Origin of the sequence: Azoarcus sp. CIB (genome assembly GCF_001190925.1) — a bacterium.
Lineage (GTDB): Bacteria > Pseudomonadota > Gammaproteobacteria > Burkholderiales > Rhodocyclaceae > Aromatoleum.
This window is the reverse complement of sequence record NZ_CP011072.1, coordinates 4,970,566-4,988,155: the sequence shown is the minus strand read 5'-3', so window position 1 is coordinate 4,988,155 and position 17,590 is coordinate 4,970,566. Positions and strand designations below refer to the sequence as shown.

16 protein-coding genes are annotated in these 17,590 nt (G+C 58.7%); all 16 read left to right on the top strand.

Features of this window, described 5'->3' with window-relative positions; translation table 11 throughout:
* Positions 1-349: 349 nt before the first annotated feature.
* Complete coding sequence (locus AzCIB_RS22390; RefSeq protein WP_050417925.1) at positions 350-1,687, top strand: 2-hydroxyacyl-CoA dehydratase subunit D; 1,338 nt, start codon at positions 350-352, stop codon at positions 1,685-1,687.
* 20 nt (positions 1,688-1,707) lie between these two features.
* The gene (locus AzCIB_RS22385) at positions 1,708-2,874 is read left to right on the top strand and encodes a 2-hydroxyacyl-CoA dehydratase subunit D (RefSeq protein WP_050417924.1); all 1,167 of its coding nucleotides are present in this window, start codon (positions 1,708-1,710) and stop codon (positions 2,872-2,874) included.
* 21 nt (positions 2,875-2,895) lie between these two features.
* Positions 2,896-3,705: an acyl-CoA dehydratase activase gene (locus AzCIB_RS22380; protein WP_050417923.1), complete on the top strand. Its 810-nt coding sequence runs from the start codon at positions 2,896-2,898 to the stop codon at positions 3,703-3,705.
* A gap of 3 nt (positions 3,706-3,708) precedes the next feature.
* Positions 3,709-4,530, top strand: coding sequence for an acyl-CoA dehydratase activase (locus AzCIB_RS22375; protein ID WP_050417922.1), 822 nt, complete (start codon positions 3,709-3,711; stop codon positions 4,528-4,530).
* A 621-nt stretch (positions 4,531-5,151) separates the two neighbouring features.
* Entirely contained in the window at positions 5,152-5,994 is an 843-nt protein-coding gene (locus AzCIB_RS22370; protein WP_050417921.1) for an amidohydrolase family protein, read from the top strand.
* Positions 5,995-6,007: 13 nt separating this feature from the next.
* On the top strand, positions 6,008-7,204 hold the full coding sequence (locus tag AzCIB_RS22365) for a thiolase family protein (RefSeq protein WP_050417920.1): 1,197 nt from the start codon (positions 6,008-6,010) through the stop codon (positions 7,202-7,204).
* Between the two features lie 10 nt (positions 7,205-7,214).
* Complete coding sequence (locus tag AzCIB_RS22360; RefSeq protein ID WP_050417919.1) at positions 7,215-7,985, top strand: enoyl-CoA hydratase/isomerase family protein; 771 nt, start codon at positions 7,215-7,217, stop codon at positions 7,983-7,985.
* A 12-nt stretch (positions 7,986-7,997) separates the two neighbouring features.
* Positions 7,998-8,861: a 3-hydroxyacyl-CoA dehydrogenase family protein gene (locus tag AzCIB_RS22355; RefSeq protein ID WP_050417918.1), complete on the top strand. Its 864-nt coding sequence runs from the start codon at positions 7,998-8,000 to the stop codon at positions 8,859-8,861.
* An 85-nt stretch (positions 8,862-8,946) separates the two neighbouring features.
* The gene (gene had / locus AzCIB_RS22350) at positions 8,947-10,014 is read left to right on the top strand and encodes a 6-hydroxycyclohex-1-ene-1-carbonyl-CoA dehydrogenase (RefSeq protein WP_050417917.1); all 1,068 of its coding nucleotides are present in this window, start codon (positions 8,947-8,949) and stop codon (positions 10,012-10,014) included.
* Between the two features lie 24 nt (positions 10,015-10,038).
* Positions 10,039-11,175, top strand: coding sequence for a 6-oxocyclohex-1-ene-1-carbonyl-CoA hydratase (gene oah, locus AzCIB_RS22345; protein ID WP_050417916.1), 1,137 nt, complete (start codon positions 10,039-10,041; stop codon positions 11,173-11,175).
* Positions 11,176-11,188: 13 nt separating this feature from the next.
* Positions 11,189-11,959, top strand: a complete 771-nt coding sequence (locus AzCIB_RS22340; RefSeq protein ID WP_050417915.1) for a cyclohexa-1,5-dienecarbonyl-CoA hydratase — start codon at positions 11,189-11,191, stop codon at positions 11,957-11,959.
* A gap of 230 nt (positions 11,960-12,189) precedes the next feature.
* Positions 12,190-12,615 carry a hypothetical protein gene (locus AzCIB_RS23975; protein ID WP_174718469.1) on the top strand — a complete coding sequence of 142 codons (426 nt, stop codon included), beginning with the start codon at positions 12,190-12,192 and terminating at the stop codon, positions 12,613-12,615.
* A complete protein-coding gene (locus tag AzCIB_RS23970; protein ID WP_083447106.1) occupies positions 12,593-12,832 on the top strand; it encodes a YfhL family 4Fe-4S dicluster ferredoxin in 240 nt (79 codons plus the stop codon). The genes AzCIB_RS23975 and AzCIB_RS23970 overlap by 23 nt, the downstream gene beginning before the upstream one ends.
* 202 nt (positions 12,833-13,034) lie before the next feature.
* Positions 13,035-14,942 (top strand): 2-oxoacid:acceptor oxidoreductase subunit alpha, encoded by a 1,908-nt coding sequence (locus tag AzCIB_RS22330; RefSeq protein WP_083447105.1) that lies wholly within the window; start codon positions 13,035-13,037, stop codon positions 14,940-14,942.
* Between the two features lie 40 nt (positions 14,943-14,982).
* Positions 14,983-16,008 (top strand): 2-oxoacid:ferredoxin oxidoreductase subunit beta, encoded by a 1,026-nt coding sequence (locus AzCIB_RS22325; RefSeq protein ID WP_050417913.1) that lies wholly within the window; start codon positions 14,983-14,985, stop codon positions 16,006-16,008.
* 158 nt (positions 16,009-16,166) lie between these two features.
* Positions 16,167-17,303 carry an acyl-CoA dehydrogenase family protein gene (locus AzCIB_RS22320; protein WP_050417912.1) on the top strand — a complete coding sequence of 379 codons (1,137 nt, stop codon included), beginning with the start codon at positions 16,167-16,169 and terminating at the stop codon, positions 17,301-17,303.
* The last annotated feature ends 287 nt before the right edge of the window (positions 17,304-17,590 follow it).

Sequence of the window (17,590 nt, the reverse complement as noted above, 5' to 3'; positions counted from 1 at the left end):
AATCGGAGGGAGGAAAATGGGAAAAGGACCTTTGAGAGCATGGACGGCGCATGGCGAGGAGATGGTATTACGGTAAGTGCTCCACGACCTCATCCTTCCGTGACTCTCTACGTTGTGATCAGACACGTGCTACAAGTTCGGACAGTTTATGTGCTCCCTACAGGCGCACTAAATGCGGTTGACAGCAACAAGATTTTGCTGTTAGATACTGGGCAGCTGGTATGTTGTGCGGAGTGGAAGAGCCGCGGGAGCCTGCGCCTCTCGATGCTCTGACGGTATCAAAGCGGAAGTGAACGCGGAAAGCGGGCGAAGCGCGTTTCCATTAAACAAGTGAGGAGGAGAACGTCAAATGACTTTAGCGACCCAGACGACCGGCGAAGGAAAAGTCCTTGTCGGACGAGGAGTGTACGATGGCGCACGTTTGTTCCGAGAGTGGTTCGACAGTTTGACCGAGGTCGCCAAGCGAGGAGAGGGAGCCGCCTACTGTTTTATCGCCGGGAATGTAATCGAAATTCTTCGGACCTTCGATATTCCTGCGACTTTTCCGGAAATCAATTCTCTGCAGACCGCGTTTCGAAATGTTTCCCGCGACTATATCGATGACGCGGAAGATTACGGCTATTCGCCTGACATCTGCGGATATGTGAAAATCGGCGTAGCACTTCAGCGCCGAAATGGCGAGCATCCGATGGGGAAAATCCCGAAACCAAAAATCGGCATGATCAATAACTACTGCAATACATTTATAAAGTGGGGTGAGATCTGGGAGCGGACCTATGACTGTCCGATGATTAATCTCGATTATCCGATGACGCGCTCAGCCGGAGAAAAGCCGAAACGCGGAACGCAGAAATTCGAGTACGAAAAAGCCTACCTTAAGGGGCAGATCGAGGAAGCCATTAGCGTTTGTGAGAGAATTACAGGCAAGAAATTCGACATCGACAAGTTTCGACAGATTCTCGCGTTTTCGAATGACGTAAACGCTGGTTTGAAGCGGGTTCTCGAACTCAACAGAAACAAACCTGCCGTGTTCAATGCGTTGACGGATGGGAATATTTACATGGGTGTTGCCAACGCCTTGCGTGGCACCGAGGTTGCCAGTAAGTACTTCAAGGATCTTGTCGAAGAGCTAGAATATCGCGTCGCGCATGGTATTGGCGCGCTGGATAAGAGCACCGAAGGTACCGTGCCGATGAAGCAGACCTTTCGTCTCGCTCTCGTCGGCACACCTTGCTATCCAATCTATCGGCAATTTAATGAGATGTTCTCAAGGTGGGGGGGCGTATTCGTATATTCGTCGTACCTCGATTTCGCCTCGACTGGTGCGTTGACCGGTTATCAGTACGATCTCAATGACCCGATCGACAGCTACGCGGAAGGGCAACTGATCATGCATGCGTCGGGTTCCGATAGCGTGTTTCACGAGTCCGATAACCTAAAGAAACTGGCTCCGGAGCTCGGGCTTGACGGCGTAGTTTTCCATCCGGTCAAGAGTTGTCGTACCGTTTCTACCGGCCAGGCGGACATGCGCCGCATTGTTGCGAACGAAATGGGACTGCCGACCCTATTTATCGAGTCGGATCTGGTTGATCCCGATGTGGTGGCCGAAGCGCCGATGAGAAATCGCGTTGATGCCTTTTTCGAAGGTCTCATTTCCCGTCGCCAGCAACAGACGGCGTCCGCCTAACCAGAGAAATGGAGTAGTCAATGGCAAAGAAATACTTCACCGGTTGGGAGGGTAAGCCTCTCAAAGAAATCTTCGACCTCTGTCGTGAGTTGGTCGAGGATCCCGCATATCCCACGGTCAAAGCCTGGCGTGCAGACGGCGGCCGTGTCATCGGTCACTTTCAGGTGTATTTCCCGGAAGAGATCGCGCACGCCGCTGGATTATTGCCCGTACGCATCCGCGGTGCGCAGACAGATGGTAATGAATCCGAGTCTCATTTCGGTTCATATCTGTGCTCTATCATCAAGACTTCCCTCGATATTGCGCTTACAAGGGACATTGAGCTGGATCTGTTTGTTACCCACCCGATCTGCGATGCGGCACGCAACCTCGCACCGATTTGGGGGCGAAATTTCGACTACAAATGCCAGATTTTGTACTTGCCGCAGAACCCGAACTCAAAGCATTCGAAGAGCTATCTCGCGAATGAATACAGACGCTTGCTTGGAGATATCGAATCGGTCGCTGGGCGCAAAGTTACTGAACAGGAACTGCGCGCATCGATCAATCTCTATAACCATTCGCGCCGTCTCATGCGCGACCTCTACGTCATTCGCAAGAATCAACCATGGCTCTTGGGTGCGGATGAGTCGATGGCGCTAGTCGGCCTGGCAGGTATCCTGCCGCGGTCTGAATTTGTCGAATTGTTGGAAGCGGTTATTCCGATGATCAAAGATCGGTCGGCGAGTCGGCAGGACAAAATGCGGGTCGTGCTTGAGGGGGGGTTCTGCGAAACCCCGCCGTTCGACCTGCTTCAAACCATCACGCGCTCATGCTATGTCGTGGATGACGACGTCTTTATCGGGCTTCGTTTCATTGTCGAAGACGTGGTCGACTCAGGTGATGCTCTTGCCGATTTGGCTGATGCATATATCGATCGCTCGTCCTATAGCCCGGTACAGCACGATCAGCGCAAGCCGAAGGAGCACATGCTTCTAGAACGCGTGCGCAACGCTGATGCTGAAACGGTGATCCTTGCTTCGGCCAAGATGTGCGAGCCAGGTCTAGAGGAACAGGTCGCCTATTCGAAGGCGTTGGAGGAGGCTAAAATCCCCTATTTCATTTCAGAATTCGAGGAGAATCAGAATACCTTCGACCAGTTGGCGATCCAACTAGAGACCTTCGTTGAAAACATCATGTTCGATTGATCGCAGACGGGAGAAACAAGCATGAAATACACAGGTGGCGTGGACGTCGGTTCCACCCAGACCAAGGCGGTTATCCTAAACGAGGATCAGGAAATTGTTGGCCGGGCCCTGATCTTTACAGGTGCCGATGTCATCCAGGCAGCACATAACGCCTTTGATCAGGCGCTTGCCAGTGCGAAGCTTAAGCGGTCGCACGTGGGGTATGTGATCGGGACCGGGTATGGCCGCTACAAGGTAACCTTCGGTGATCGCCAGGTAACCGAAATCTCGTGCCACGGACGCGGGGCGTCCCACATGTTTCCGGGTACGCAGACGGTGATTGACATGGGGGGGCAGGACACCAAGGCGATCCGGGTGGCCCCCAATGGGGAGATTACTGATTTTTGCATGAACGACAAATGCGCGGCTGGTACCGGGCGGTTTTTGGGTGCCGCGGCCGATGCGTTACGCATTCCGCTTGGAGAGCTAGGTCAGGTTTCGCTCAAGTCCGAGAAGCCTGTCCGCATCTCCACCACGTGTACTGTTTTTGCCGAAGCCGAGGTCTTGTCATGGCTGGGAAAAGGCAAGAAGGTGGAAGACATTCTGTGGGGCGTGCATCAGTCTATCGCCGCACGTGCCATCGGCTTGCTGCGCCGCGTAGGCATTGCCTCCGAGATCACCTTCACTGGTGGGGTGGCCAAAAATGTCGGCATGATCAAGGCGCTGGAGGAAAAGCTCGAAATGAAACTGAACGTCAGCGACGACAGCCATTTCATGGGGGCACTGGGGGCTGCGCTCTTTGCCCTCGGCAGTTTGCAGGCCGGCGAGAAGTCGGCGACACAGGAGGCTTGAACTATGGTCTATACGATTGGTGTGGATATCGGTTCCACGTATATAAAAGGGCTCGTGCTGGACGAAGACTCGAATGTTGTAGCCCGTCATATGAGGCCGACAGGCGCCGATCTGCAGGGAACTGCGGAACTGGTGGTCAACGAGACGGCCGAGCAAGCAAAGATCAATAAGCGCGATCTGGCCTATTGCATTACCACTGGTTATGGTCGCTATCAGTATTCCGGTCGGGACTTGCAGGTTACAGATTTGACCGCCACGGCCCGGGGTGCGGTTTTTCTGTTTCCTGAGACGCGTACAGTGCTTGACATTGGTGGCCAGACCATGAAGGCGAGTCGCCTTGACGGTTTTCATAAGGTTCGAACCTTTCGCCTGAACGACAAGTGCGCATCGGGTACCGGCATGTTTCTTGAAAAGACCGTGCGTTATATGGGCTATGACACGGCCGGCATCGACGGACTATTGAACAGCGCCAAGGAAGCTGCCTCCATTTCCGGGGTTTGTACCGTGTTTGCCGAGTCGGAGGTTATCAATCACCTGAGCAACAGCGTGCCGCCCGAAGACATCATGTACGGCGCGGGCATGTCGCTGACCAAGCGCAGTGTGCAGTTGCTGAAGCGTATCAATGTTGAGCCTCAAATTACCTTGGTCGGTGGAATTATGCGCTGGGGCGTGATGGCCAAGGCGATTCGCGATGAGCTCAATTTGGACGCGAACGTCGCGCCAGGTGACATGCCGCAGTTTACCGCCGCGCTGGGTTGCGCCATCCTTGGTCACATTCGTGTGAAGAAGCTGAGAGGTTCCGGTGCCGATCGCCGAGCGGCGTAAAAAGGTTCTTGTTGTCCGTCACGCGGACGACGGGAGCCGGCTTGGTGGGTGCCACGCACCCACGGGCAATGTTCTCGGCTGTCGTTTGTCTGTAGATGTTGGGCTCAAGGAGCAGGGCTGGGAATGGCGTTGTAACGCTAATGGATCCCAGCTGCGTCAGATCACTGATTCTTACCTGGAACTAGGTTTCGAGGTTCGAACGAAGCCGCTCGATCTTAGGGCCTTAAGCGAAAACTGTGCAGGATGTAAAGAAGTGCTCGGCGATTCTGTAGCTGTGTTCGTTAAGCAGGCGAGGTGACGCGCAGTTTCGTTGTTCTTGGGTTTGTTTCATTGCCCGCTGAAGTGGAGAATCCGACCTTGGTCCGCCGCCGTAGCGGAGCTGGAACCTGCTACGGCGAGCAGTTCCGACGGGAGGGGGCGCACGTGGTTGAGCGCATCGTTAGGTGTTGTAATAAAAATGGGACTGTACGTTGACAAGACAAACCGACTGTATAGTATACGCAAGAAGGCATTGGCGGCGAGCACTTTAGCCTCGTGCATGCGGGGGATGACGTTGACCTGCCGAACGGACGAGCGTGTCCGTCGATAACGAAATTGCTGCCGGTTACCGAGGGAGAAAACATGGCAATCGATTTTCACTGCAATCTGTTCACGTCGGAAGCCATTGATAAGTGGTGGTATGGACAGCCGGAAATGCTACGACTCATCAAGTGGTGGCGGATGGAAGAGCGCATCCAGGGCAAGTCCGTCGGCGAGTTCATTGCCATGATGGATGAGGCAGGTCTCGACAAGGCGTTCATACCCGCGATCCGCATGATGTCCTATCAGAAAAAGACCATGGTCTGGGACATCACTGAGGAGGAAGTGCATGCCGTAGTCAGTCAATATCCGGATCGCCTGGTAGGCCTGTGCGGGTTCAATCCCCTGCAGAAATTGGAAAGCGTACGCAGGGTGGAGCGGGCCGTGAAGGAGTTCGGGTTCAAGGGCGTCTACATCCATACTTACGGCTTTGGCATTCCTCTGAACGATCGCCTCTACTACCCCTTGTACGCCAAATGCGTCGAGCTGGGTATTCCGGTGTCCATGCAGGTGGGTCATTCGGCCGAGCATATGCCGAACGAATTGGGGCGTCCGATCTACCTGGACATCGTCGCGCTTGATTTTCCCGAGCTGAAGCTGATCGGCGCCCATACGGGATGGCCTTGGACGGAGGAGATGATCTCGCTCGCCTGGAAGCACGAGAACGTCTATCTGGGCATCGATGCACACCATCCCAAATATCTCGAGCCCACCCTGATCCACTTCATGAAGACCCGCGGCCAGAACAAGGTCATCTACGGGACGAATTACCCGGCCGTCCTGCATAGCGAGTCCATTGCATGCATCAAGAACGACCTCGGTCTGAGCGAAAAGGTGGCGCAGAAGATCCTGCACGGGAACGCTGCGGCCGTGTATGGGCTGTAGCCGGAAACCGGAAATGACGACCAGCGAAAACGATATTGTTGCAATCAGCGCCGCTCGCACGCCGCTTGGCAGTTTTGGCGGCAGCTTGCGCGAAGTTCCTGTATGGGAACTGGGTGCGATCGCTATTCGGGCGGCTCTCGAGCGTGCCGCACTGCCCTCCGATCAGATTGACCAGTTGATCTTTGCCAACTGCCGGCAGGCCGGAAATGGTCCCAATCCTGCGCGCACCGCGGCGGTGAAGGGCGGCATCCCGGTTGAAGCGCCTTCCTTCACAGTCAATATGGCCTGCCCCTCAGGCATGAAATCCGTGATGCTCGCCGCCCAGGAGCTTGGCAGCGGTAATGCTCGATTCATTGTCGCCGGGGGCATGGAATCGATGAGCACCATGCCGTACTTGCTGAAGAACGTCCGCTGGGAAGGGTTCAAGCTCGGTGACAAGACCCTGCTTGACGGTTGGGCGGATACGCTCGATCCCTTGTGCGGCTTTGGCATGGGCATGACGGCGGAGAATCTTGTGGCCAAGTACGGCATCACCCGCGAGGAAATGGACGAGTTTGCGCTCGCCTCGCACGATGGAGCGGCCAAGGCGCGGCGCGGCGGGCTCACCGCGAGCGAGATCGTTCCTGTGACGTTGCCGGCGACACGAAGCCAGGACGAAATGACGCTTTTCCTTGACGAGGCGATTCGGCCAGACACCAGCTTGGAGAGCTTGGCGAAGCTCAAACCGGTCTTCAAGAAAGATGGCAGCGTGACGGCAGGCAACGCCTGCAGCATGGGCGATGGCGCTTGCGCAATCGTGCTGACCACGCGCGCTATGGCCAAATTCCTGGGACGCCCGCCCATGTTTTCCCTGGTGGCGTCGGCGCAGACTGCAGTAGAGCCTGCTCACATGGGCGATGGGCCCGGTCTTGCGATTCCCATGGTGTTGAAGAAGGCAGGCATGACGCTGAGCGACATTGACTTCATTGAGGTCAACGAGGCATTCGCTGCGCAGATGCTCGCGAACGAGCGCGTGCTCCGCTGGGACCGAGCCAAGGTTAACGTGTACGGGGGGGCGATTGCACTCAGCCACCCGACAGGTATGTCCGGTGCACGGCTGTTAATGACGCTCGGCAACATATTGCAGCGCGAGAACGGCGAATTGGGCGTAGCGTCGATCTGCGGTGGCGGCGGGGTCACCACAGCCATCGTGATCCGCCGCGAATCTTGATGGGACGGCCATGGCAAACGAAATCGTGCTGAAAAAGCGAAGCGACGGAATCGCGATCGTGACGCTCAATCGCCCTGAGGCCATGAACGCCATCAATCGCGCGATGGTGCGCAAGCTGCGCGATGCGATTCGGGACGTGGAGAGCGACGAGGCTGTCGATGTGATCATCGTCGCTGGCTCGGGCGGCAAGGCTTTTTGTGTCGGCATCGACCTCAAGGAGCGCCAGACCCTGAGCGACGAGGAAGCCGCCGTCTTGCGCCTCGAAGAGATGTTCCCGATGTACAGCGAGTTTGAGGCCAAGCGCAAACCGTCCATCGCCGTGGTCGATGGCCATTGCTTGGCCGGGGGTTTCGAAATCGCACTGGCCTGCGACCTGATATTCGCCACGCCGCGCTCGACCTTCGGTTTGCCTGAGGTGAAATGGGGTTTGATCCCAGCGGCGGGGGGGTGCCGCAAGCTGCCGAAGTTGATCGGCGCTGCGCGAGCTAAGGAACTGATTCTGACCGCATCCACCTTCGACGCGGTCGCGGCGGAGCGAATGGGGGTGATTAACCGTATCGTCTCCGGCGAGGAACTGATGCCGCAGGCGCTGGAAATGGCGCAATGCATCCGGGGCAACGTCCAAGTGGCCGTCCGGGGTGCCAAGCGCTGCATGGATCATGCGCTCGATATGGAGCATTCCGAGTCGTTCGATATCGACATATCCAATGGTTGCTACGCAGCGAAGGAACGCAAGGAAGGCGTCTCCCAATTTGCCGGGCGCAAGCCGGCGCACTCTTGAGAGAATAAGGTCATGGAAAAGATCGCGGTCATCGGGGCAGGGGCCATGGGGCGGCAGATAGCGCTGCAGTGCGCACTCAGCGGCCTGAAAACGGTACTCAACGACAGCCGCAAGGAAAGTCTGGAGCAGGCGGCGGACTTCGTTCGAGAGCATTTGGACAAGCGCGTCGCCAAGGGGCGCATCAGCAGCGAGCAGAGGGCTACGGCGCTCGGCAATCTCGATTTGGCGCCGGACTTGGCCGCTGCCGCCGATGCTGATCTGATAATCGAAGCCATCGTCGAAAAATTCGAACCGAAGGCTGAACTGTTCCGCACACTCGATCGACTTTGTCCGCCGCAGACGATTTTCGGCACCAACAGCTCGAATATCCGGGGCTCACGCTTGGCAGGAGTCACCGCGCGACCGCAGCGAGTGCTTAACATACATTTCTTCAACCCGGCACTCGTGATGGAACTAGTGGAGGTCGTAGTGCATCCCGCTGTGCCGGCAGAGATCATTGAAGAGGTGCTAGCGTTTTGCCGCAGCATCGGAAAGACCCCGGTGGTGCTGCGCAAGGAAATCCCGGGGTTCATCGTCAACCGCATCTTCCGGGCGCTGACGCGTGAGGCGGTCAGCCTCTACGAGGAGGGTTACGCCTCGGCCGAGGACATCGATCTTGCCGTGACCAAGGGGCTTGGGCACCCGATGGGGCCCCTGCGCCTGCTCGATACGACCGGAATCGACGTGTCGTATCTGGCACGTATGGATGAATACGAAGAGACCAGCGTCGAATCGGCCAAACCTAACCGCCTTCTGAAGGAGATGTACGAGCGTGGCGAGTGGGGGAAGAAGTCCGGGAAGGGTTTCTACATCTACGGGGACGACAAAGCAAAGTAATCGCGGCGCGCCCGTGAGGGGAAGCGGGCTGTGTTTTTTTGGGATATTCAACATCCTAGCCAACTAGTATTTGTGGAGGTCTTTCATGGCGATTCAAGCATATCGCTGGGTGATGAAGGCGGTCGGCCAGCCTATGGAACGGGAATTGTTCGACCCGGGCGCTCCTGGACCGGGCGAGGTCGTTATCGAAGTGGCGGGCTGCGGCGTCTGTCACACCGATCTCGGTTTCTACTACGATGGGGTACGCACAAATCATCCGCTGCCATTGACGCTTGGCCATGAAATCAGCGGCCATGTGGTGGCGGCCGGTAAGGGCGCCGACGAGTGGATGCGTCGCGCGGTCATCGTGCCGGCGATGTTCCAATGCGGCGAGTGCGATCCCTGCAAACGTGGCAAGGGCACTCTCTGTAGCAACGAAAGGATGCCTGGCAACGATATCGATGGAGGCTTCGCCACGCATATCCGGGTGCCAGCTCGAGGTCTCGTGCCGGTCGACGAGTCGCGACTGCGCGATGTCGGGCTGTCGCTGGCATCGGTGGCCGTGGTCGCGGATGCTGTGACGACGCCGTACCAGGCAGTGCTGCAATCTGGCTTGGGGCCGGGCGACATAGCTATCGTCAACGGCGTCGGTGGGGTAGGGGGTTATTGCGTACAGATTGCCCGCGCGATGGGTGCGACAGTCGTCGCGATCGATGTCGATCCGGCCAAGCTGAAAATGATTGCCGATTACGGTGCCGCCCTAACCCTGAACGCCCGGGAAGTCGACAGCCGCGAACAGAAGAAGCGCATCGCGGCGTTTGCGCGGGAGCGCGGATTGCGCCCCATCGAATGGACCATCTTCGAGTGCTCGGGCACGCGCGCCGGCCAGGAAAGCGCCTTCAGCCTGCTGGTGCGCGGCGGCACCCTCTGCGTGGTTGGCTTCACCCTGGACAAGGTCGAAGTGCGGCTTTCCAATTTCATGGCACTGCATGCCCGCGCGCTCGGCAACTGGGGATGCCTGCTCAAGAACTACGCCCCTGCCCTCGACCTTGTGCTGGAGGACAAGGTGAAGATCGCGCCGTTCGTGGAGGAGTTGCCCCTGGACCTGATCAACGAGGTCTTCCAGGCGGCACACGACCGCCGCTTGGTGCGCCGCGCAGTGCTGGTTCCCTAGACGAATGCTATTCGAGAATCGACCATGAGAAGCGTTACTGACCAGATTGCGCGCCACAGGGCACCCAGGCAGTTGACCGATCACGGGGTGGCTCCCGACGTCGTAGTGCCGGGCGTCGCCTATGAAAAACGCCCGGCGAGAACGCCGCGCGGCGACCTGGCCCAGGGTATCTACCACGCCTGGATCACCATCGACAATCAGGCGCAGTTCAACTCCTACAGCGTCGACATGCTCAAGGGCATCCAGTGGGCGTTGAAGACAGCCAGCAACGCTCGGGATGTCGTCAGCGTCGTCCTGACAGGCGCGGGCAGCAAAGCGTTCTGCACCGGCGGCAACGCGACGGATTTTGCCCGCTACTACGCCCGCAACCCGCAGGAATTCCGCCAATTCATGCGCCTGTTCAATGATACGGTGTCGGCGGTCATGGTGTGCGAGAAACCTGTGATTTGCCGGGTGAACGGCATGCGCACCGGCGGCGCTCAGGAACTGGGATTGGCCTGCGACTTCACCATCGCCCAGGACTTGGCCTTGTTCGGACTCGCCGGTCCGAAGCACGGGGGAGCGATGATCGGCGGGGCGACGGACTTCCTGCCGGTGATGATCGGTGCGGAAGCCGCACTCGCGGTAGGCACGCTATGCGAGTCCCTCTCGGCCCACAAGGCGCGCCGCCTCGGCATGATCACTGCCGTGGTGCCGGCCCTCAAGGTGGACGGCAATTTCGTACCCAATCCGTTGGTGGTCACCGACCGTTGCGTCGACGAGTTCGGAGAATTGGTACTGGGCGAGCCGAAGACTGGCGAGGCGCTCCTGCAGGGAAAGGCGCTTCTCGCTCTCGGCGAGGTTGACCTGAGCCTGCTCGATGCCAAGGTCGAAGAACTGTGCGCCAAGTTCGTGACCATGTTCCCGGATAGCCTGACCAAGAGCCTCGAAGCCCTGCGCAAACCCAAGATCGAGGCCTGGAACCGCAACAAGGAAGACAACCGCGCCTGGCTCGCTTTGAACATGATGACCGAAGCCTGCGCCGGTTTTCGCGCTTTTGCCGAAGGTAGCAAGGAAGCAGGGCGCGAAATCGATTTCGTGGCTCTGCGGCAGGCCCTTGCCAAGGGCGCCCCCTGGACGCCTGATCTGATCGACAACTTGATGCCCCACACTAGAAACTGAGGAGACCCCAGAGATGACCGACACACCGCTTGAAGTCCGGCTCGACCGCGGCGCGAAGCTGCTGCGGCTTCGGCTCAACCGTCCTAAAGCTAATATTGTCGATGCTCAAATGATCGCAGCGCTCAGTCAGGCGCTCGACGCGCATGCCGAGGACCGCAATCTGTCGGCGGTGCTGCTCGAGCATGCTGGGCCGCACTTCAGCTTCGGCGCGAGCATCGAGGAGCATTTCCCCGATCAGATGACAGGAATGCTCGCTGTACTTCACGGCCTAATCAAGCGAATGCTCGATTTCCCGCGCCCGATACTGGTCGCGGTGCGCGGCCAGTGTCTGGGTGGGGGAATGGAGGTCGCCCTTGCGGGCAGTCTGATCTTCGCGGCAGAGGATGCAATATTCGGTCAGCCTGAAATCAAGTTGGGTTTCTTTGCACCTGCCGCCAGTTGTCTTCTCCCCGAGCGCATCGGCCAGGGCGCTGCCGACGATTTGCTGTTCTCCGGGCGCAGCGTTTCAGCGCCAGAGGCGATGCGGCTCGGGCTCGTCAACTGCGTGGCAGAAGACCCAGTGGCTGCCGCGGTCGCCTATTTTGATGAACATCTGGCCGGGCTCAGCACCAACGCACTTCGCTTCGCCGTCAAGGCGGCGCGCGGGGCTATGACACGCCGTGTGATGGAACGCCTCGACGAACTCGAAAAGATATGTGGGCAAGACCTCATCAATAGCGTTGATGCGCTTGAAGGTTTGCTCGCGTTTCAGGAAAAGCGGCCTCCGCGTTGGAAAAATCGCTAACACGTGTTGAGCGAAGATGACGACCCGCGCAGCACGGAAATTGGGCGTGATGTTATCCCGTAAATATGTCAGGTGACTGCATCGAATCAGAGGATCTATTTCGGTTCGACAAGAGTCGACTTACTCATTCATTCATTGATGTAATCGGCTTTAACAGGGTGTTAATTTAATGTATTTCGCAGCATCGATGCTGATTGTGCGGTTGATATAATTACGTCCGCATTACGAGCTTGATTATTCCGACGCGCGGCATCGACCACGGACAGAACGCCTTGTTCAGCTACGTAAATATCGAAGGCCGAATTGGCCCTGACCATCCGTTGCGCCGGATCAAGACGCTGGGCGGTCCGGTATGTGATCGCTCGACGTTCAGCGCCAATCTCGATCGACTCCTCAAGGAGAGCGTGATGCGCGAGTTGTTCGGTGGCGTGGTGGTGGTCGCCGAATTGGCCGAACTGATGTCGGAAGATCATTTCAGCCCCGACGGTTCGTTGCTGCGGGCGTGGGCTTCGCACAAGAGTCTGACGGCGCGTGATGTCTCGGACGAGCCGCCTGGACCGGACGCCACGTCTCGGAGTCGGTTGTTTTTTGCAAGAAGCCGCAACACGCGGCGCCTTTTTGAGAGAGGGATGCATGGCCTTGTTGATTACAGATGAGTGCACTAGTTGCGGTGCCTGCCAAACGGAATGCCCGAACGAGGCGATTACTCAAGGAAATGATATTTATGTGATCGCCCCGAATTTGTGCACAGAATGTGTAGGTCATTTTGACGAGTCGCAATGCGTCCACGTCTGTCCGGTAGACTCGATTGTTGCGGACCCCGATCACGTCGAAACGAAGGCTGAACTGCGTGCGAAAGCGGCTCGATTGTAAGCAGTGGGATCGACATTCGCCAAGTTCCGTACTTCACGGGCGGTTTTTGGTGCTCGAGGCAAGAGAGGGGTTCGCTAAGTCAGTAGGTTGAACGAAGATCAAGGCAGGTACGCTTCAAGCAGCTGATAGGCAATCAAAATGGCGGAAGGGACGCCGCGAGTGCGCGGTGACACAGGTCGTCGCTTCGACCGAGGAGGAATGTATGTCCGAGCTGGAGCATGTATTCGTAAATGAGCGGGAAAATAAGGCGGTGCGCGGCGACGCCATGTCAGGGACGGAGCGACTGCGCGAGCGTGTCGTCGAGACGCTCGACAGCGTCGTGATCCGCTTCGTCGGCGACTCCGGTGACGGCATGCAGCTGACAGGCTCGGAGTTTTCGCGAGCGGTCGCGAAAGCCGGCCACGGCTTCGCGACGCATCCCGATTACCCGTCGGAGATTCGTGCTCCGACCGGAACGGTGTTCGGCGTGTCCGGCTACCAGATTCAGTATGGTGCGGGCCAGGTGTTCACATCGGGGGACGCGCCCGACGCGCTGGTCGCAATGAATCCGGCGGCGCTGAGGACGAACATTTCCGACGTCAAGCACGGTGGCATCGTCATCGTTAACGTCGGCGCCTTCACCGACGCGAGCCTAGTAAAGGCCGGCTATACCTCTAATCCGCTCGAGGACGGCAGCCTCGACGGCTACCGCATATTCCACATCGATATCTCGGCACTGACCGCCGCGGCGCTGCGGGACTCGGGGCTGTCGAAGAAGGAGGTCGCGCGCTGCAAGAACTATTTCGCGCTCGGCCTGATGCTGTGCCTTTATGGCCGGTCGATCGAGGACGAAATCGACGATATCCACCAAAAGTTCGCGAAGACCCCCCAATTTGCCGACGCGAACGTTGAGGCGCTGCGTGCCGGCTTCGCGTATGCGGACGCCGCCGAGATCTTCGCCGCGAGCTACCATGTGCGCGAAGCGGCCGCCGAGCCCGGCGTCTATCGGAGCATCACTGGCAACCACGCTGCGGCGCTCGGCTTCGTCGCCGCATCTGAGCTCTCAGGCGTGGGGCTCTTCCTCGGCTCGTACCCGATCACGCCGGCGACCGACATCCTGCACGAACTGTCGGCGCTGAAGCATTTCGACGTCACGACATTCCAGGCCGAGGACGAAATCGCCGGCATTTGCTCGACGATCGGTGCGGCCTATGGTGGCGCGCTCGCCCTGACGACGACCTCCGGTCCGGGCATGGCGCTGAAGACCGAGGCGTTGGGCCTCGCAGTGATGCTCGAGCTACCGTTGGTGATCGTCAACGTGCAGCGCGGCGGTCCCTCGACCGGTTTGCCGACGAAGATCGAACAATCGGACCTGCTGCAGGCGGTCTACGGGCGCAACGGCGAGTGCCCGATTCCGGTCATCTCCGCGCGCTCGCCCTCCGACTGCTTCGACTGCGCGCTCGAGGCTTTCCGCATCGCCGTCAAATACATGACGCCGGTGATCCTGCTGACCGATGGCGGCATTGCGAATGCGGCCGAGCCGTGGCGCATCCCCGATGTGGCCCGTCTGCCGAAACTCGAAGTGCGCTATCGCACCGATGCGGAAGGTTTCCAGCCGTATGCGCGCGACGAGAATCTGGCGCGTGCCTGGGTGCTGCCGGGCACGCGCGGGATGGAACATCGCGTCGGCGGCCTCGAAAAGGACTTCCTGTCGGGCAACATCTCGCACGACCCGATGAATCACCAACGCATGGTTGCGGTGCGCGCAGCGAAAGTCGCGCGTACTGCGCAGGATATCCCGCCGACACGCGTCGAGGGGCCGGCGAGCGGCGAGCTCCTCGTCGTTGGCTGGGGCAGCACCTACGGCACGATCGCGCAGGCGCGCGAAATAGCCGAGGCCGACGGGCGCTCGGTCGCGCACGTGCATCTGCGCCATTTGCACCCGCTGCCGCCGGACTTGGGCGAGGTGCTGGCGCGCTACAAGACAGTCCTGGTACCGGAACTAAATATGGGGCAACTCTCGAAGCTGCTGCGGGAGCAGTTCCTGCGCGACGTCGTGCCGCTCACCAAGGTGCAGGGCAAGCCCTTCAAGGTCAGCGAAGTCCACGACCGCATCCTCGAACTGAGCTGAGGTGCGCCGCGTCCCCATGCTCCCCTTACAGGAAAACATCATGAATGACCTGTCCGTACCTGTCGCACTGACGAAAAAAGACTTCGAATCGAACCAGGACGTGCGCTGGTGCCCTGGCTGTGGCGACTACTCGATCCTCGCGCAGGTCCAGAAGCTGCTGCCGACGCTCGGCATCCCGCGCGAGAACTTCGCGTTCATCTCCGGTATCGGTTGCTCGAGCCGCTTCCCCTACTACATGGAAACCTACGGGATACACAGCATCCACGGCCGCGCACCAGCGATCGCGAGCGGCCTGAAGCTCACCCGGCCCGAGCTGTCGGTATGGGTCGTCACCGGTGACGGGGACGCGCTCGCGATCGGCGGGAATCACTTCATTCACGCGATGCGCCGCAACGTCGACCTGAAGGTGATTCTTCTCAATAACCGCATTTACGGGCTGACAAAGGGACAATACTCGCCGACGTCCGAGTTCGGCAAGAGGACGAAGAGCACGCCGCTCGGCAGCATCGACCGGCCGTTCTCCCCAGTGTCGCTCGCGCTCGGCGCGGGCGCGACGTTCGTCGCACGCACCGTCGACAGCGATCAGCCGCATCTCGCGTCGGTGCTTGCGCGCGCCGCCGTGCACAAGGGCACCGCGTTCGTCGAGGTGCTGCAGAACTGCATCGTGTTCAACGACGGCGCGCACAATGCGCTGACCGAGAAGGCCACGCGCGACGACGCACGGCTCATGCTCGAGCACGGTAAGCCGCTCGTGTTCGGGAAAAATCGCGATCAGGGTATCAGGCTCGCCGGCATGGCTCCGGAGGTTATCAAGCTCGGCGACGGCGCGGTGAGCGAGGCGGAGCTCGTCGTCCATGACGAGCATGCGATGCACAGCGGGCTCGCATTCTTCCTGTCGCAGTTCGAGTCCCCGGAGCTGCCTGTGCCGCTCGGCGTGTTCCGCGCAGTGCGTCAACCGACTTGCGACGAGCTGAACGCGCATCTGCATGAAGCTACGCGCGAAGCGAAGGGGCGCGGGCGGCTCGCGGATCTGCTACACGGCGGCGACACATGGACGATCGTCTGACGAGTTCAAGCTAGACGAAGGTAGAGGGCGATCCTGACAGTATATGAGACCGATGATTGCGAGACCCCCGTGGCCCTTGGACAATATGAATTTTGGCGAGCGGTGACTTCGCTATGTATCCGGGGCGAACCGACTGGCGCAACGGTGGAGGTGTTGAAATGATTCTCAACGAGGAGCAATCGTTCATCCGTGAAACAGCTCGAAAAATAGCGCGCGACCGCTTGGCGCCCACTGCGGCTATGCGCGACCGTAATTGCCGTTTTCCTGCTGAGGAACTCGCCGAGTTAGGAACATTGGGCTTCATGGGCATGGTGGTGCCACGGGAGTGGGACGGTGCGGAAACCGATTATGTCTCTTATGTGGCGGCAATCATGGAAATTGCTGCCGGCGACGGTCCGATTTCGACCATCATGGGCGAACACACATCGGTATGCTGCCTGCCGGTGCTCACCTATGGTACGGACGAGCAGAAGAACCGCTTCCTTCGTCCTATGGCGCGTGGGGAGATGATTGGCTGTTTCTGCCTGACGGAGCCAGAAGCAGGATCCGACCCGGCCTCCATGAAGACGCTAGCGCGCAAGGATGGCCGTTCGGGGTATGTCATCTCGGGTACCAAGCAATTCATCACCTCGGGGCGGAATGCGAGCGTGGGCATTGTCTTCGCTGTTACCGACCCAACCGCCGGCAAGAAGGGAATTTCTGCCTTCGTTGTGCCCACCAATACCCCGGGGTGGACCGTGACCCGCGTTGAGGAAAAGATGGGCCAGCGCTCGTCCGATACATGCTCCCTCACATTCGATGACATGTGGGTTTCGGCCGATAGCCTCTTGGGCAGAGAAGGCGAAGGGCTGCGAGTTGCGTTCTCCCACCTTGACGGCGGGCGTCTTGGCATCGCGGCCCAGTCGGTGGGTATGGGGCGTGCGGCGTTTGAGCACGCCTTGGGTTATGCCAAGGAACGCCGGCAATTCGGCAAACTCCTCATCGAGCATCAGGCAGTTGCATTCCGCCTCGCCGATATGGCCACGCGGCTCGAAGCGGCTGAGCAGTTGGTGCTACACGTCGCGGCCATGCGTGACGCCGGATTACCCTGCGTCAAAGAAGCATCGATGGCGAAGGTGCTCGCGAGCGAAACGGCTGAGCGGGTCTGCTCGGATGCGATCCAGACCTTGGGAGGATACGGCTACCTGGCTGATTTTCCACTCGAGCGGATCTACCGGGATGTTCGAGTTTGTCAGATATACGAGGGCACTGGAGACATGCAGCGATTGGTCATTGCACGTGCCCTAACGGGATAAAGAGCGAGGAAACAACAATGGTCCGTCTGCCGGGATAAATTAATTTGCGTTTCTCAAGCCCCGGCATCGGTTATCGAATTGATGGAGTTGTCTTTCATTCGGCGATTTCTGATGCAGTTAAACGCTTAGTGAAGTTCTGCATTGCGCTCGGGAAAGTACCGGGTGATCCTGAGCAAGGAAATATCCGGTTTCATCGTGAATCGCATATTTCGTGATCTGATCCGCGAGGCCTCGAGTCTCTGAGAGAAGGAGGCGCATGCATCGGCCGACGATGTCGATCTCGACGT

Excerpts from the sequence above, each read along its gene's own strand:
- AzCIB_RS22390 (WP_050417925.1), top strand. The coding sequence starts at position 350 with ATGACTTTAGCGACCCAGACGACCGGCGAAGGAAAAGTCCTTGTCGGA.
- AzCIB_RS22385 (WP_050417924.1), top strand. The coding sequence starts at position 1,708 with ATGGCAAAGAAATACTTCACCGGTTGGGAGGGTAAGCCTCTCAAAGAA.
- AzCIB_RS22380 (WP_050417923.1), top strand. The coding sequence starts at position 2,896 with ATGAAATACACAGGTGGCGTGGACGTCGGTTCCACCCAGACCAAGGCG.
- AzCIB_RS22375 (WP_050417922.1), top strand. The coding sequence starts at position 3,709 with ATGGTCTATACGATTGGTGTGGATATCGGTTCCACGTATATAAAAGGG.
- AzCIB_RS22370 (WP_050417921.1), top strand. The coding sequence starts at position 5,152 with ATGGCAATCGATTTTCACTGCAATCTGTTCACGTCGGAAGCCATTGAT.
- AzCIB_RS22365 (WP_050417920.1), top strand. The coding sequence starts at position 6,008 with ATGACGACCAGCGAAAACGATATTGTTGCAATCAGCGCCGCTCGCACG.
- AzCIB_RS22360 (WP_050417919.1), top strand. The coding sequence starts at position 7,215 with ATGGCAAACGAAATCGTGCTGAAAAAGCGAAGCGACGGAATCGCGATC.
- AzCIB_RS22355 (WP_050417918.1), top strand. The coding sequence starts at position 7,998 with ATGGAAAAGATCGCGGTCATCGGGGCAGGGGCCATGGGGCGGCAGATA.
- had (WP_050417917.1), top strand. The coding sequence starts at position 8,947 with ATGGCGATTCAAGCATATCGCTGGGTGATGAAGGCGGTCGGCCAGCCT.
- oah (WP_050417916.1), top strand. The coding sequence starts at position 10,039 with ATGAGAAGCGTTACTGACCAGATTGCGCGCCACAGGGCACCCAGGCAG.
- AzCIB_RS22340 (WP_050417915.1), top strand. The coding sequence starts at position 11,189 with ATGACCGACACACCGCTTGAAGTCCGGCTCGACCGCGGCGCGAAGCTG.
- AzCIB_RS23970 (WP_083447106.1), top strand. The coding sequence starts at position 12,593 with ATGGCCTTGTTGATTACAGATGAGTGCACTAGTTGCGGTGCCTGCCAA.
- AzCIB_RS22330 (WP_083447105.1), top strand. The coding sequence starts at position 13,035 with ATGTCCGAGCTGGAGCATGTATTCGTAAATGAGCGGGAAAATAAGGCG.
- AzCIB_RS22325 (WP_050417913.1), top strand. The coding sequence starts at position 14,983 with ATGAATGACCTGTCCGTACCTGTCGCACTGACGAAAAAAGACTTCGAA.
- AzCIB_RS22320 (WP_050417912.1), top strand. The coding sequence starts at position 16,167 with ATGATTCTCAACGAGGAGCAATCGTTCATCCGTGAAACAGCTCGAAAA.